11 protein-coding genes are annotated in these 14,246 nt (G+C 59.8%); 5 read left to right on the forward strand and 6 right to left on the reverse strand.

Annotation, left to right across the window (positions count from 1 at the left end; genetic code table 11):
• Window positions 1–78: 78 nt before the first annotated feature.
• Window positions 79–606 carry a winged helix-turn-helix transcriptional regulator gene (locus KGB07_RS04040; protein ID WP_223464640.1) on the reverse strand — a complete coding sequence of 176 codons (528 nt, stop codon included), beginning with the start codon at window positions 604–606 and terminating at the stop codon, window positions 79–81.
• Between the two features lie 99 nt (window positions 607–705).
• Between KGB07_RS04040 and KGB07_RS04045 the strand changes: the two genes are divergently transcribed.
• Window positions 706–1,338 (forward strand): isochorismatase family cysteine hydrolase, encoded by a 633-nt coding sequence (locus KGB07_RS04045; protein ID WP_046042501.1) that lies wholly within the window; start codon window positions 706–708, stop codon window positions 1,336–1,338.
• Window positions 1,338–2,903, forward strand: a complete 1,566-nt coding sequence (locus tag KGB07_RS04050) for an aldehyde dehydrogenase (NADP(+)) (RefSeq protein ID WP_223464693.1) — start codon at window positions 1,338–1,340, stop codon at window positions 2,901–2,903. The genes KGB07_RS04045 and KGB07_RS04050 overlap by 1 nt, the downstream gene beginning before the upstream one ends.
• A 166-nt stretch (window positions 2,904–3,069) precedes the next feature.
• On the opposite strand, the gene KGB07_RS04055 is transcribed toward KGB07_RS04050, so the two are convergent.
• The 4 genes from KGB07_RS04055 to KGB07_RS04070 form a co-directional block, all read right to left on the reverse strand.
• Entirely contained in the window at window positions 3,070–4,488 is a 1,419-nt protein-coding gene (locus KGB07_RS04055) for an efflux transporter outer membrane subunit (protein WP_223464641.1), read from the reverse strand.
• Window positions 4,488–7,679, reverse strand: a complete 3,192-nt coding sequence (locus KGB07_RS04060) for an efflux RND transporter permease subunit (protein WP_223464642.1) — start codon at window positions 7,677–7,679, stop codon at window positions 4,488–4,490. The genes KGB07_RS04055 and KGB07_RS04060 overlap by 1 nt, the downstream gene beginning before the upstream one ends.
• A 12-nt stretch (window positions 7,680–7,691) precedes the next feature.
• Window positions 7,692–8,933: a multidrug efflux RND transporter periplasmic adaptor subunit MexE gene (gene mexE / locus KGB07_RS04065; protein WP_046042508.1), complete on the reverse strand. Its 1,242-nt coding sequence runs from the start codon at window positions 8,931–8,933 to the stop codon at window positions 7,692–7,694.
• A 140-nt stretch (window positions 8,934–9,073) separates the two neighbouring features.
• Window positions 9,074–9,379, reverse strand: a complete 306-nt coding sequence (locus KGB07_RS04070; RefSeq protein WP_046042509.1) for a LysR family transcriptional regulator — start codon at window positions 9,377–9,379, stop codon at window positions 9,074–9,076.
• 149 nt (window positions 9,380–9,528) lie between these two features.
• Here KGB07_RS04070 and KGB07_RS04075 point away from each other — a divergent pair, with 149 nt between their 5' ends.
• Both KGB07_RS04075 and KGB07_RS04080 read left to right on the forward strand, forming a co-directional pair.
• Window positions 9,529–10,092, forward strand: a complete 564-nt coding sequence (locus tag KGB07_RS04075) for a TetR/AcrR family transcriptional regulator (RefSeq protein WP_223464643.1) — start codon at window positions 9,529–9,531, stop codon at window positions 10,090–10,092.
• Between the two features lie 205 nt (window positions 10,093–10,297).
• A complete protein-coding gene (locus KGB07_RS04080) occupies window positions 10,298–11,380 on the forward strand; it encodes a 2OG-Fe(II) oxygenase (protein ID WP_223464644.1) in 1,083 nt (360 codons plus the stop codon).
• A 128-nt stretch (window positions 11,381–11,508) separates the two neighbouring features.
• Here KGB07_RS04080 and katG read toward each other — a convergent pair whose 3' ends face one another.
• Window positions 11,509–13,704, reverse strand: coding sequence for a catalase/peroxidase HPI (gene katG, locus KGB07_RS04085; protein ID WP_046042512.1), 2,196 nt, complete (start codon window positions 13,702–13,704; stop codon window positions 11,509–11,511).
• 309 nt (window positions 13,705–14,013) lie between these two features.
• Between katG and KGB07_RS04090 the strand changes: the two genes are divergently transcribed.
• Window positions 14,014–14,220 (forward strand): hypothetical protein, encoded by a 207-nt coding sequence (locus KGB07_RS04090; RefSeq protein WP_223464645.1) that lies wholly within the window; start codon window positions 14,014–14,016, stop codon window positions 14,218–14,220.
• The last annotated feature ends 26 nt before the right edge of the window (window positions 14,221–14,246 follow it).

Genomic DNA, 14,246 nt, shown 5'->3' on the forward strand with positions numbered 1-14,246 from the left:
GTTTTGTATGCTGGGGTAACGGCGGGCGTTGCGGATACCTGCGGATACAAAGCCGCAACTGCCGGCACGTCGTTGGTCTTATTCCCTCGCTGTTACCGGATCGGCCCCGCGACTGCCCTTGAACGCTTCGCGCCGGGCGCTGCGTTCGGCGACATAGGCGGCACTTGGCTCACTGATCAGGTCGGCGCGGCGCAGGGGCTGCCCGCAATGGGCGCAAAGCGGACCGAGCCCGGCGGGCTCGCCGCAACTGCGGTGGGTATACACCACCGCCAGGCCTTCCTCGGGCGACTTGCACCAGGTTTCACCCCAGGCCCGCAACGCCAGGACCACCGAGTAAAACGCGTCGCCTTTTTCCGTGAGGTGATATTCGTAGCGTTTTGGCCGTTCGCTGTAAGCGCGGCGCTCTACGAGCCCGTCGGCCTCCATGCTTTTCAAGCGCGCCGCGACCATTTGCGGCGTACCGCCGGTCTGCGCCTGGATGTCGTCAAAGCGATGGCTGCCCATGAACAGTTCGCGCAAGACCAGCACCGTCCAGCGGTCGCCCACGACGGCTTCGGCCCGGGAAATCGGACACAGGGTTTCAGAAACAGTTGTTTTCACCGACATGCGGTATTGCCTCTTTCCTAGTTACTATGATTATCATATCTACGTAAATTTTGAGCAACTACACTTCACCATCCACGGATTATTTTGCGGAGAACCGTCATGTCCAATGCCACCTACCCTCTTGACCGGACTGCCTATCTGTTGGTCGACCCCTACAACGACTTTCTGTCGGACGGCGGAAAGATCTACCCCTTGATCGAGCCCATTGCCAAGCAAGTCGGCCTGCTCGACAACCTGCGTACGCTTGATCGCACCATTCGCGCGCTCAACATCCCGGTGGTCATCGTACCGCACCGCCGCTGGGAAAAAGGCGACTACGAAAACTGGGATCACCCAAGCCCCACCCAGTGCAAGGTCATGCATATGCACCACTTCGCACGGGGCGAATGGGGCGGTGAATGGCACCCCGACTTCGCGCCGAAGGACGGCGACATCGTCGTGCAGGAGCATTGGGGCTCCAGCGGTTTTGCCAATACCGACCTCGATTTCCGCCTCAAGCAGAAAGGTATCACCCACGTGATCATCGTCGGCCTGCTGGCCAATACCTGCATCGAGGCAACCGCCCGTTACGCTCAGGAACTCGGCTATCACGTCACCCTGGTACGGGATGCGACCGCCGCCTTCAAACCGGAAATGATGCATTCGGCCCATGAGCTCAACGGCCCGACCTTCGCTCACGCCATCCTGACCACCGATGAACTGGTTGCCGCGCTGGCAAAGGCAGGTGCGTGATGCAGTTGACCGGCAAACTGCTGATCGGTGCCAGCGATGTCGCCGCCAGCGAAGGCACCCTGAAGGCGCTCAATCCCGCGATCAACCAGCCGATTGAACCGGCGTTCGCACTGGGTGGTGTGGCCGATGTCGACCGGGCTGCGACCCTGGCCGATGAAGCATTCGATGTCTACAGCCATACCACGCTTGCCGTGCGTGCGGCGTTTCTCGAACGCATCGCCGACAATCTCGATAGCGTTCGTGGAGCGCTGGCTGCACGGGCCGCCCTGGAAACCGGCGTACCCGAGGCACAACTGGAAGGCGAGGCAATCAAAACGGCCACCCAGTTCCGCCAGTTCGCCGATGTGGTGCGCACCGGGCGCTTCCTGCAACTGGCCATTGATCCCGCACAACCGGAGCGCCAGCCACGCCCGCGCATGGACCATCGCCTGCAAAAAATCGCCATCGGCCCGGTGGCGATTTTCGGCGCGAGCAATTTCCCCATCGCCTACTCGGTGGCCGGCGGCGATACTGCGTCGGCGCTGGCGGCGGGTTCGACCGTCATTCTCAAGGCGCACAACGCGCATCCCGGCGCCTCGGAAATCCAGGCCCGCGCTATCCGCCAGGCGGTGCAAGACAGCGAATTGCCCGAAGGCGTGTTCTCCATGGTGCGCGGCTCCGGCAATGCCATCGGCGAAGCGCTGGTCGATCATCCGCTGATCAAGGCCGTGACCTTCACCGGTTCCGAACAAGGTGGCATGGCGCTGTATCGGCGTGCGCAGTTACGTTCCGATCCGATTCCGGTCTTCGCCGAAATGACCAGCGTCAACCCGACCTTCATCCTGCCCCAGGCTCTCGCCGAACGCGGCGCGCAGATCGGTGATGGCTTTGTTGAGCGCATGCTGGTCAACGTCGGGCAAGCCTGCCTCAAACCGGCCATTCTGGTTGCCGTCGAAGGTCCAGGATTTGCAGCGCTGCGCCACGCCATGAGCAAACGCGTGAGCGAAGCACCGGCACGCACGATGCTGACACCGGGCATCCATGGGGCGTACCTGAAAGGGCTGTGTACAATGGAAAGCGCCGGCGCCAGCCTCGTCGCCGTTGGCTCGACATCGACCGCAGAATTCGATGGCCGCTCGGCGCTGTTCGAGGTCGATGGCCAACGCTTTCTCGCCGAGACGTTGCTTTCGCAGGAGGTATTCGGCCCGTTCGCGCTGCTGGTGAAGGTCAGGGATGAAGATGAACTGTTGCGGGTCGCGCGCTCATTGAAGGGGCAACTCAGCGCGACCCTGCATCTTGAACAGGACGATTTGCCACTGGCCCGTCGCTTGCTGCCAACCCTGGAGCGACGCACCGGACGCATCGTGGTCAATGCCTTCGCCCATCCGCAGGAAGTGTGTTTCGCCACCGTGCATGGCGGGCCGTTTCCGGCGACCTCGGACAGTCGTTTTACTTCGGTGGGCATGACCGCCATCGAGCGCTTCCTGCGCCCGGTGGCTTACCAGGGCTTTCCCGATGCCCTGCTGCCGGAGGCTCTGCGCGAGGGTAATCCGTTGGGGCTGCCGCGAGTTGTGGATGGTCATTGACGAAAAAAAGACGAACATTCTTTCTGTGGTGAGGGAGCTTGCTCCCGCTGGGGCGCGAAGCGGCCCCAAAAATGGGACTGCTACGCAGTCCAACGGGAGCAAGCTCCCTCGCCACAGGTTCTTTATTGTTCGCTCTGTCTCTTGAATGAACGGAATTACGCTCCTGTCAGTTGTTTTTCGCCAGCCTGGTATCGCCGCTGTCCCAACCACCGCCCAAGGATTTGTAGATCGCCACAATGGCGCGGTACTGATCGGTTTCACCCAGTGCCTGGGCATCCTCGGCGTTCAGGCGCTCACGTTGCGCATCCAGCAACACCAGGTAGTCCACCACCCCTTCCTTGTATTGCGTCGCCGCCAGATCGGCCGCTGCGCGACTCGACTCGCTTTGCTTGATCAGCGACAGCAGGCGTTGCTGGCGTTTGCCGTAGTCGCTGAAGGCGTTTTCCGATTCCTCCAGTGCGAGCAGCACCTGTTGTTCATAGGTCGCCAATGCACCCTCGGCGTCGGCGTTGGCGCCACGAATGCGCGCCCGCACGCTGCCCAGGTCAAACGCGGCCCAGGTGATGCTCGGCCCCAGGCTCCAGGCACGGGCGGCACTGGAGCCAATCTGCGAACCGCGCCCCGCCGTGAACCCGAGGAACCCGCTCAAGCTCACCCGTGGAAACAGGTCGGCGGTGGCCACGCCGACATCAGCCGTTGACGCCGCCAACCGGCGCTCTGCCGCGAGCACATCAGGGCGCCGATGCAACAGTTCGCCGGGATCGCCAATCGGCAATGCCTTGGCGATGGCCGGCAAATCCTTTGGACTCAAGTCGATGCTCAGGGTGTCCGGGCGTTCGCCCAGCAGAGTGGCGATGCGGTTTTTGTCGCGTACCTGTTCCGCCTGCAGTTGCGGCACGCTCGCTTCGACCGCCGCCAATCGGGCATCGGCGCGCACCACGTCGAGTTCGTTACCCACACCAGCGTCACGCAGGCTCACCGTCACGGCGCGCGATTCGCTTTGATTCTTCAGGTTGGCCAGGGCGATTTTTTCCCGCAATTGCGCACCGCGCAGCTGACCATAGGCGTCCACCAACTCGGCGATCATGGTCACCCGCAGTTGATACAGATCCGCCGCCGTGGCGTCTTCCCGGGCGTCGCTGGATTCCAGCTCACGCTGGATGCGCCCGAACAGATCGATCTCCCAGGCCATGTCCAGGCCCAGGTCGTAGCGTTCGGTATTGACCCGACTCTCGGTCAAGCCCGGCACCTGCGACTTGCCCTGCACGCTGCTGACCCGACTGGTGACCACCGGCAGATTGTCGTTGCTGACGTCATCGCGGATGGCCCGGGCGGCTTTCCAGCGGGCGAAGGCCACACGCAGATCGCGGTTGCCATTGAGCGCTTTGCCAACCAACTGGTTCAGCGTGGGGTCGTCGAATTGCTGCCACCACACCGTTTCAAAACGCGATTGATCGTAGTGGGCCCCTTGTGCCGAGACGACATGGGCAGGCGCTGTGTCCGGGGTTTTGTAATCCGGCCCTACGGTGCAGGCGGCCAATGCCGTCACCAGGAGGCCGGGAAGGAAGAGCTTGAAAGTGTTCATCAGTGTGCCTCCGAATCAATAACGTTGAGTGCTTGAACCCGGGCCGCCTTGCGCGCGGTTTTACGTTCGATGTAGCGACGAATCAGGACGAAGAACACCGGCGTCAGCAGCAACCCGAAGAAGGTCACCCCGAGCATTCCGGAGAACACTGCGACACCCATGGCGCGACGCATTTCCGAACCGGCTCCGGTGGAAGTCACCAACGGAATCACCCCCATGATGAAAGCGATCGAAGTCATCAGGATCGGCCGCAAACGCATGCGACAGGCGTCCAGCACGGCATCCAGCGGCGACAAGCCCTGGTCCTGCCGGTCCTTGGCGAACTCGACGATCAGGATCGCGTTCTTGCACGCCAGGCCCACCAGCACGATCAAGCCGATCTGGGTGAAGATGTTGTTGTCGCCCTTGGAAATGATCACCCCGGCAATCGCCGACAGCAGCGTCATCGGTACGATCAGGATCACCGCCAGCGGCAGGCTCCAGCTTTCATACAGTGCAGCCAACACCAGGAACGCCAACAGGACGCAGAGCGGGAACACCAGCAACGCGGTGTCGCCGGACAAGATCTGCTGGTAGGTCAGGTCGGTCCACTCGTAGGTCATGCCGTTGGGCAGTTCTTCCTTGAGCAGTTTCTCGATGGCTTTCTGGGCCTGGCCGGAGCTGAAGCCGGGAGCCGCCGCACCGTTGATTTCCGCACTGATGAAGCCGTTGTAGTGCATGACCCGATCAGGCCCCGACGTCGGGCTGACCTTGATGAAGGTGGCGAGCGGGATCATTTCCCCATGGTCGTTGCGCACCTTCAACCGGCCGATCTGCTCCGGTTCCAGGCGGAATTGCTGGTCTGCCTGAACGTTGACCTGGTAGGTGCGGCCGAAACGGTTGAAGTCGTTGGCATACAGCGAGCCCAGGTACACCTGCAACGTGTCGAAGATATCGCTGACGGCCACGCCATGGGTCTTGGCTTTTTCCCGGTCGATCGCGGCATCGACCTGCGGCACGTTCACCGTGAAGCTGGTGAACAGATTGGCCAGTTCCGGAACGCTGCGGCTCTTGGCGATGACGTTCATGGTCTCTTTGTACAGGGCTTCATAGCCCAGGTTGCCGCGGTCTTCGATCTGCAGTTTGAAGCCACCGATGGTGCCCAGGCCTTGAACGGGCGGTGGCGGGAACACGGCGATGTAGGCGTCCTGAATGCTGCCGAACTTGGCGTTCAGTGAAGCGGAAATCGCCTTTGCCGACAGGCTCGGGTCTTTGCGTTCATCGAAGGGCCGCAAGCCGATGAAGGCGATACCGGCGTTCGGGCTGTTGGTGAAGCCGTTGATCGACAGCCCCGGGAACGCCACGGCGCTGTCGAAGCCCGGCTCGTTCATGGCGATGCTGCTCATGCGCCGGATCACCGATTCCGAACGATCAAGGCTGGCGGCGTCCGGCAGTTGCGCGAAGGTCACCAGGTACTTTTTATCCTGGGTCGGCACGAAACCGGTCGGCGTGGTGCTGAAGCCCATGTAGGTCATGGCGATCAGCCCGGCATACACCAGCAAGGCCACGCTGCTGCCACGAATGACCTTGGCGACGGCAACCACATAGCCATGGCTGGCTTTTTCGAATACGCGGTTGAAGGGTTTGAACAGCCAGCCACCGAACAATCGGTCCAGCACTTTGGAGAAACGGTCTTTCGGCGCGCCGTGGGCCTTGAGCAATACCGCGGCCAATGCCGGCGACAAGGTCAAGGAGTTGAACGCCGAGATCACCGTCGAGATGGCAATGGTCAGTGCGAATTGCTTGTAGAACTGGCCCGTCAAACCGGAGATAAAGGCAGCAGGGACGAACACCGCGCACAATACCAACGCCGTGGCGATGATCGGCCCGGTCACCTCGCCCATGGCTTTCTTGGTTGCCTCGATCGGCTCGAGGCCCAACTCGATGTTGCGCTCGACGTTCTCCACCACCACGATCGCATCATCGACCACGATCCCGATGGCCAGCACCAGACCGAACAGCGACAGGGCATTGAGCGAGAAGCCGAACAGGTGCATCACGGCAAAGGTGCCGATCAACGACACCGGTACCGCCACCAATGGAATGATCGAAGCGCGCCAGGTTTGCAGGAACAGAATCACCACCAGCACCACCAGAATCAGCGCTTCGAACAGCGTGTGAACCACCGCTTCTATCGAACTGCGCACGAAGATGGTCGGGTCGTAGACGATCTCGTAGTCCATGCCTTCCGGGAAGCTCTTCTTCAGCTCGGCCATCTTCGCCCGCACCTGATCGGAAACGTCGATCGCATTGGAACCCGGGCGCTGGAAGATCGGCATCGCCACCGCTTCCTGGTTATTGAGCAAGGCGCGCAGGGCGTACTGGTTGGAACCGAGTTCAATCCGCGCAATGTCCTTGAGGCGAGTGATTTCGCCGTCCGGACCACTGCGGACAATCACGTTCTCGAACTCCTCCTCTGTGACCAGCCGCCCTTGGGAGTTGATCGACATCTGGAAGCTAGTGGCGTTGGGCGCAGGCGGTGCGCCCAGTTGGCCGGCAGCGACCTGACGGTTCTGTTCGCGGACCGCATTGACCACGTCAGTCGCGGTCAGGTTGCGTGAAGCGGTCTTGTTCGGATCGAGCCAGATACGCAGCGAGTAGTCGCCGATACCGAACATCTTCACGTCACCGATACCGTTCAGGCGCGACAGCTCATCCTTGACGTTGAGGATCGCGTAGTTGGACAGGTACAGCATGTCGTAGCGTTTGTCCGGCGAGGTCAGGTGCACCACCATCGTCAGTTCGGGCGACGCCTTGTCCACGGTGATGCCGATGCGCGTCACTTCTTCGGGTAGCTTTGGCTCGGTCCGGGTCACGCGGTTCTGCACCTGCACCTGGGCGTTGTCCAGGTCAGTGCCGAGGGCGAAGGTCACCGTGAGGGTAAGCCGGCCATCGGCCGTGGACTGCGAATACATGTACAGCATGTTCTCGACGCCGGTGATCGCTTGTTCGAGAGGTGCAGCTACGGTTTCGCCAATCACCTTGGGGTTGGCACCCGGGTAGTTGGCATGGATGACCACGGTCGGTGGCACTACCTCGGGGTATTCGCTGATCGGCAACTGGAACAGCGCGATGGCGCCGGCGATCAGGATCAGCAGCGACAACACCGCAGCGAAGATCGGCCGCGTGATAAAGAATTGTGAGAACTTCATGACGGTGTTCCTTTATCCACGAGGCGAAACGGTTGTATCCGTTTTCACCAGTGCCGGGGACGGAGCGACGGGCTGATTACCCGCCTCGATGGCCTGGCGTTGACGAGCCAGGGTGGCGACGGTTTCTGCGTCGGCCATCGGCGCGTCCTGCGGCGCGACCACCGCGCCGGGACGAACCCGTTGCAGGCCGTTGATGACGATGCGGTCTTCTTTCTGCAAACCGCTGCGCACGATGCGCAAGCCTTCGAGCTTCGGTCCCAGATCGACGCTGCGGTACACGGCCTTGTTGTCCTGGTCGATCACCAGCACGAACCTCTTGCCCAGGTCGGTGCCCACCGCTTCGTCTTTGATCAGCAAGCCGGCGTAGGCTGCGCTGCCCACCAGCTTCAATCGGGCATACAGCCCCGGGGTGTATTGGCCGTCGGTGTTGTCGAACACCGCGCGGCCACGGATGGTGCCGGTCTTGGGATTGACCTGGTTGTCGACGAAGTTCATCTGCCCCAGGTGGCTATTGCCCTCTTCGTTCGACAAGCCCATGTACACCGGTGTCGACTGGCTGCGCCGGCCTTGGCGGGAGAGTTGGCCGTACTTGAGGAACAGGCGCTCGTCGGCGTCGAAATAGGCGTAGACCTTGTCGGTGGAGACCACGCTAGTGAGCGCCGAGGTGTCGGCGGTGACGATGTTGCCGGCGGTGATTTCAGCACGACTGACCCGGCCGCTGATCGGCGCGGTGACGCGGGTGAAGCTCAGGTTCAGGCGTGCCAGATCGAGTTGCGCCTGCACGGCATCGACGGCGGCACGGGCTTCCTGGGCGGTGGTGTTGCGCGTGTCGGCCAGTTCCGCCGAAATGGCATTGCTGCTCAGCAGGCGCTGTCCCCGTTGCGCTTCATTGCCAGTTCGAACCAGCGTGGCGCGAGCCTGTTGCAATTGCGCCTCTAAACGATGCACTTCGTGTTCGAACGGACGTGGATCGATCTGGAACAGCAAATCCCCTTTCTTCACCGACTCGCCATCGGTGAAGGCGACTCGATCGATCTGCCCCGAGACCCGCGGGCGAACCACGACGGTTTCCGGTGCTTCCAGGCGGGCGGTGACTTCATCCCATTCGGTGATGGGTTGCTCGAGCACTTTGGCGACCGTGACAGGCGGCGCACCCGGAGCCTTGGCGGCATCGGGTGCGTGGCCGCAAGCAGTGAGGGTCGCCAACGCCAATGCAGCAAGGGGATAACGCAAAGGTTTGAGTGACTGTTGCATGGGTAGTGTCCGCCTGACGGTTTAGGGGTTGGAGAATTCTCGGCCGCACAGGGGGCAGCGACGAATTGAACGGAGTGAACTTGGTTATCATCATTAATGATGACTATCATGTTTAAGGGCAAAAAAAATGAATGCTCAGATCAAGCCTCTGAATCAACTGGGTTTTTATTGGAAGCCGTCAGACTGACGACAGCGCAGATACAGTCCAATGCGGGCCCAAGGGTTTGCGCCACCTGCAAGGCCCGGGTGGTCGGTTCCATTTTGTGGCCAATGCGTTTAAACAGAGGGTCGTTGAACAGCGTACGCAATCGACCCAACGCGCCGCTGACCGCCGGCTGGCCCAGGGAAAGTCTTTCCGCGGCCCGCGTGACGTTGCGTTCCTGAATGAGCGCCTCGAAAATCACCAGCAAATTGAGGTCGATACTGCGCAGATCATGACGTTTCATGGGGCGGCACCCTGTGAGGTGTTCTGACTTGAGCCACGGGCTCGTCGGCCTGCAAAGCCATTGCCGCGAATTTATATTATGATCATCATCAATGCCAGCCCCTCAGCAAAAATTTGCCAGGGCGCTCATCGGATGACAGGACCCCACTCATGAAAGTGACGAAAGACAAGGCAGCAGCCAACAAGGAAGCGATCCTCGGCGCAGCCTCGAAGATGTACCGGGAAAAAGGAATCGACGGCATCGGTATCGGCGAACTGTCCCGCTCGGTGGGCCTGACCCATGGCGGCTTTTACGGACAGTTCCCCGGCGGCAAGGAGCAGTTGGCGTCAGAGGCGGTCAGCCGCACGTTCGAAACCAACATCGAAGACTGGCGAGCAGCCAAATCCATCCCCGAACTGCTCAAGGGGTACCTGACCCAAAGCCACTTGAGCAACTGGACCGAAGGCTGCCCGATCCCTGCCCTGGGGGCCGATGTCGCGCGCAACGGCGGTGCCGTCAGCCACTCGTTCACCCAAGGCGTGCAGACCCTGATCGAAACGCTGCTGCCTTTGGTCGACGGCCAAACCGATGATGAAAAACACCAGGAGGCCTTGCGCATCCTGTCATCGATCACCGGGGCCATACTGATCGCCAGGGCCCTGGACAACCCTCGGTTGTCGGAGCAGTTCCTGCAATCGGTGATCGATGCCTGGTCTGCCAGCGCCGAGGCTTGATAAGCCTGGATGATTGCCAGAGCCCTGGGCGTCTCGGATAGACCGCACCTTGCTCTGCAAAAAACCAGAGATACAAGTCATGAATGAGGAGTCGCCATCAGCGCTCCAGGCAGCTTCAACAAGTCTGAACTAGCTTTACCTGCAAGTTTCGAGTGCCTGGAGTTCTTCCTGCTAGCGATCCACTGCCTGCCGGCAAGGAGTTGTGATGCGCGCCACAGCGTTTTCAGTCGGTGGACCTGCCCCTTGGTTCCATTGCCGCACTCAACAAAGAGAGCGCTTTTGTTTCGACACTATTGCCGGTCGGTATGTAGTGCTTACTTTTTTTGGTTCTGCGGCTGATCCCACATCAATTAAAGTTCTGGAAGCTGTTCAGGCCCATCGCCAGCGGTTCAATGACGATCACGTCTGCTTCTTCGGTGTGTCCGTAGATCCAGATGATGAAAAGCTGAAGCGGGTAGAAAGTTCGATACCTGGCATGCGCTTCATCTGGGACTTCGATCGGTCAGTCAGTAAGCTCTACGGTACATTGCAGATAGACGGCAGCATCAGGCAAATGACCTATGTGCTGGATCCTGCGTTACGTATCCTGGCCATCGTCCCGATCGAGACGCCGGTTGATAACCATGTCCCCTCTTTAATGCGCTTTCTGGATAGATTACCCGCACTGGCACCGCCACATGCCGCCACTCCACACGCACCAGTCCTGGTGATTCCCCGTATATTTGAGCCCAAGCTGTGTAAAGCACTAATAAGTCACTACGACGAACGTGGCGGAGAGGAGTCCGGGTTTATGGTGGAGCAGTCGGGTAAAACCGTCCACGTCACCGACCATGGCCACAAGCAACGTCGTGACTGCATTATTGAAGACGAGGCTCTATCCAAAGCATGTTCGTTGCGTATAGCCAACCGTCTGCTTCCAGAGCTACATAAAGCGTTCCAGTTCAATGCCACTCGAATGGAGCGCTATATGGTGGCCTGCTACAACAGCGATGAAGGCGGGCATTTCCGGCCCCATAGGGATAACACCACGAAGGGTACAGCGCATCGCCGTTTTGCCGTTTCCCTGTTTCTTAATACGGGAGAGTACGAAGGCGGTTTTCTGCATTTTCCAGAGTTTGGAAAAATGCATTACAGCGCTCCAACAGGAGGAGCTGTGGTGTTTTCGTGTTCACTTTTGCACGAAGCCACTCCGGTAACCAAAGGTCGCCGTTATATGTTTCTCCCGTTTCTATACGATGATGCTGCTCGCGTCGTTCGAAAAGAGAATCTCCCATTTCTTGACGGCTGACTCGTGCTCAACACAATTGAGCTGTCATTACAGATGGCCTTGAATACCGGCGAACTGATAGTGCTGAAAGCCTTCATCTGTGATTGGAGCCGGCAGTCGTGCCGGCTCCAAATTTACGACAACCTCTCCTATTTCAGATCGAAGCGATCCAGGTTCATCACTTTTGTCCACGCAGCGACGAAGTCCTTGACGAACTTCTGCTGCGCATCGGCGGTGGCATAGAACTCGGCCAACGCACGCAACTGCGCATTGGAACCAAAGACCAGGTCAACCCGCGTCCCTGTCCACTTCACTGCACCGGTCTTGCGATCACGCCCTTCAAACTCCTGTTGGGCATCCGACACGGGCTTCCACTCCACCCCCATATCGAGCAGGTTGGTGAAGAAGTCATTGGTCAAGGCTTCCGGCCGTGAGGTGAAGACACCGTGTTTGCTCTGGCCGACATTGGCGTTCAACACCCGTAGCCCACCCAGCAATACCGTCATTTCCGGCGCGCTGAGCGTCAGCAGTTGCGCCTTGTCGATCAGCAATTTTTCGGCCGGCACACGGTACTGTTGCTTCAGGTAATTACGGAAACCGTCGGCAATCGGTTCAAGGAAACCGAAGGATTCGACATCGGTCTGTTCCTGGCTGGCGTCCATGCGTCCCGGCGTGAAAGGCACCGTCACACTTTGGCCGGCATTTTTCGCGGCCTGTTCCACGCCCACGCCACCGGCGAGCACGATCAGGTCGGCCAGGGAGATTTTCTTGCCGCCACTGTTGAACTCGTTCTGGATGCTTTCGAGTTTTGCCAGCACGCGGGCCAGTTGTTCTGGCTGGTTGGCCTCCCAAGACTTCTGTGGCGCCAGGCGCAGGCGACCGCCATTGGCACCGCCGCGTTTATCGGAGCCACGGAAAGACGAAGCGGCCGCCCAAGCTGTAGATACAAGCTGTGAGACTGACAGCCCCGAGGCCGCAATTTTGCCCTTGAGCGCGGCCACATCGCTGTCATTGACCAGCGGATGATCGACAGCAGGGATCGGGTCTTGCCACAGCAGTTCTTCGTTCGGCATTTCCGGGCCGAGGTAGCGTGAAAGCGGCCCCATGTCACGGTGAATCAGCTTGTACCAGGCACGGGCGAAGGCGTCGGCCAACTGGTCTGGATTGGCCAGGAAGCGCCGGGAAATCGGCTCGTAGATCGGGTCGAAGCGTAGCGACAAGTCCGTGGTCAGCATGGTCGGATCACGCCGTTTGGACGTATCAAAGGCATCTGGAATGGTGCCGGCGCCAGCGCCGTTTTTCGGCTTCCACTGGTTTGCCCCCGCCGGGCTCTTGGTCAGTTCCCATTCGTAACCGAACAGGTTTTCCAGGTAGTTGTTGCTCCACCGGGTTGGCGTGGTCGTCCAGGTCACTTCCAGACCACTGGAGATGGCGTCGGCACCGCTACCGGTACCGAACGTACTCTTCCAGCCCAGGCCCTGCAGTTCGAGGCCGGCGCCTTCGGGCTCAGGCCCGACATGGTCGACAGGACCGGCACCGTGGGTTTTGCCGAAGGCATGACCGCCAGCGATCAACGCGACGGTTTCCTCGTCGTTCATGGCCATGCGCGCAAAGGTTTCACGGATGTCCTTTCCGGCGGCGACCGGATCAGAGTTGCCTTCAGGGCCTTCGGGGTTTACGTAGATCAGGCCCATCTGCACGGCGGCGAGTGGGTTTTCCAGATTGCGCTCTACGGGAGCTTGCCCGGCATCTTTGCCATAACGCACGTCGCCCCCCAGCCACTTGCTTTCAGAACCCCAGTAGACGTCTTCGTCCGGTTCCCAGACATCCGGGCGGCCGCCGGAAAAACCAAAGGTCTTGAAGCCCATGGATTCCAGTGCAACGTTGCCGGTGAGGACGATCAGGTCGGCCCAGGAGACTTTGTTGCCGTACTTTTGCTTGATCGGCCAGAGCAGCCGACGGGCCTTGTCGAGGCTGACGTTGTCCGGCCAGCTGTTGAGCGGTGCAAAGCGTTGCTGGCCGGAACCGGCGCCACCCCGGCCATCACCGGTGCGATAGGTGCCTGCGGCGTGCCAGGACATGCGAATAAAAAAAGGCCCATAGTGACCGAAGTCCGCCGGCCACCAGTCCTGGGAATCGGTCATCAGCGCATTCAGGTCTTTTTTCAGCGCCTGGAAGTCCAGGCTCTTGAAGGCTTCGGCGTAGTTGAAGTCGCCCCCCAGCGGGTCAGACTTTGGCGAGTGTTGACTCAGGATCTTCAGGTTCAGTTGGTTCGGCCACCAGTCGCGGTTCGTCGTGCCACCGCCAGCGGCGTGATTGAACGGGCATTTCGATTCAGTTGACATGGCATCTCCTCTTGATTTTGTTTTCAGCTAACCACCCTTGAGCGTGGATCCGGATCACCGATTGATGAAATAGCTTTTCGGTATGGGATCCATAGCATTAAGGCTATGACAGCCCCTTGATCAGTCGCTCCAGACCATCCATTAAAGTACCGGTCGGGGAAACTGTCGCTTCATCTGGGGAGATAGCTGAAAAACAGCGCAAATCAGCAAGAAAGTGCAAGTTCATGAACTCCTGCCACAATGGATTAATACTATTTGCTACAAGGATGTTGGCGATCGGAAGGATTGTTTGACGCGAGAGGTTTCGCCATGCTCCTAAACGCCATTGTCATCTGGTCATTACTGTCGATCATCATCGTTGCCGTGCTCTGCCGCCTGGTGCATAACGCCAAGGTCGCCGACCGGGCACTCAAGATCGCCAAACGGGATCATCAGCCTCAGGGACGAATGCCTGACAATGTTTCCATGACCCGGGACAACGGTGGCGACGACGATTCCCATCGCCATGGGGTCTGAGCCATCGAGGTGTTCCTGAACTCAAT

Origin of the sequence: Pseudomonas sp. GL-RE-26, from assembly GCF_019956275.1 — a bacterium.
Classification (GTDB): Bacteria; Pseudomonadota; Gammaproteobacteria; order Pseudomonadales; family Pseudomonadaceae; genus Aquipseudomonas; species Aquipseudomonas grandcourensis.

Excerpts from the sequence above, each read along its gene's own strand:
- KGB07_RS04060 (WP_223464642.1), bottom strand. The coding sequence starts at position 7,679 with ATGAAGTTCTCACAATTCTTTATCACGCGGCCGATCTTCGCTGCGGTG.
- KGB07_RS04080 (WP_223464644.1), top strand. The coding sequence starts at position 10,298 with ATGCGCGCCACAGCGTTTTCAGTCGGTGGACCTGCCCCTTGGTTCCAT.
- KGB07_RS04075 (WP_223464643.1), top strand. The coding sequence starts at position 9,529 with ATGAAAGTGACGAAAGACAAGGCAGCAGCCAACAAGGAAGCGATCCTC.
- KGB07_RS04070 (WP_046042509.1), bottom strand. The coding sequence starts at position 9,379 with ATGAAACGTCATGATCTGCGCAGTATCGACCTCAATTTGCTGGTGATT.
- mexE (WP_046042508.1), bottom strand. The coding sequence starts at position 8,933 with ATGCAACAGTCACTCAAACCTTTGCGTTATCCCCTTGCTGCATTGGCG.
- KGB07_RS04055 (WP_223464641.1), bottom strand. The coding sequence starts at position 4,488 with ATGAACACTTTCAAGCTCTTCCTTCCCGGCCTCCTGGTGACGGCATTG.
- KGB07_RS04050 (WP_223464693.1), top strand. The coding sequence starts at position 1,338 with ATGCAGTTGACCGGCAAACTGCTGATCGGTGCCAGCGATGTCGCCGCC.
- katG (WP_046042512.1), bottom strand. The coding sequence starts at position 13,704 with ATGTCAACTGAATCGAAATGCCCGTTCAATCACGCCGCTGGCGGTGGC.
- KGB07_RS04045 (WP_046042501.1), top strand. The coding sequence starts at position 706 with ATGTCCAATGCCACCTACCCTCTTGACCGGACTGCCTATCTGTTGGTC.
- KGB07_RS04090 (WP_223464645.1), top strand. The coding sequence starts at position 14,014 with ATGCTCCTAAACGCCATTGTCATCTGGTCATTACTGTCGATCATCATC.
- KGB07_RS04040 (WP_223464640.1), bottom strand. The coding sequence starts at position 606 with ATGTCGGTGAAAACAACTGTTTCTGAAACCCTGTGTCCGATTTCCCGG.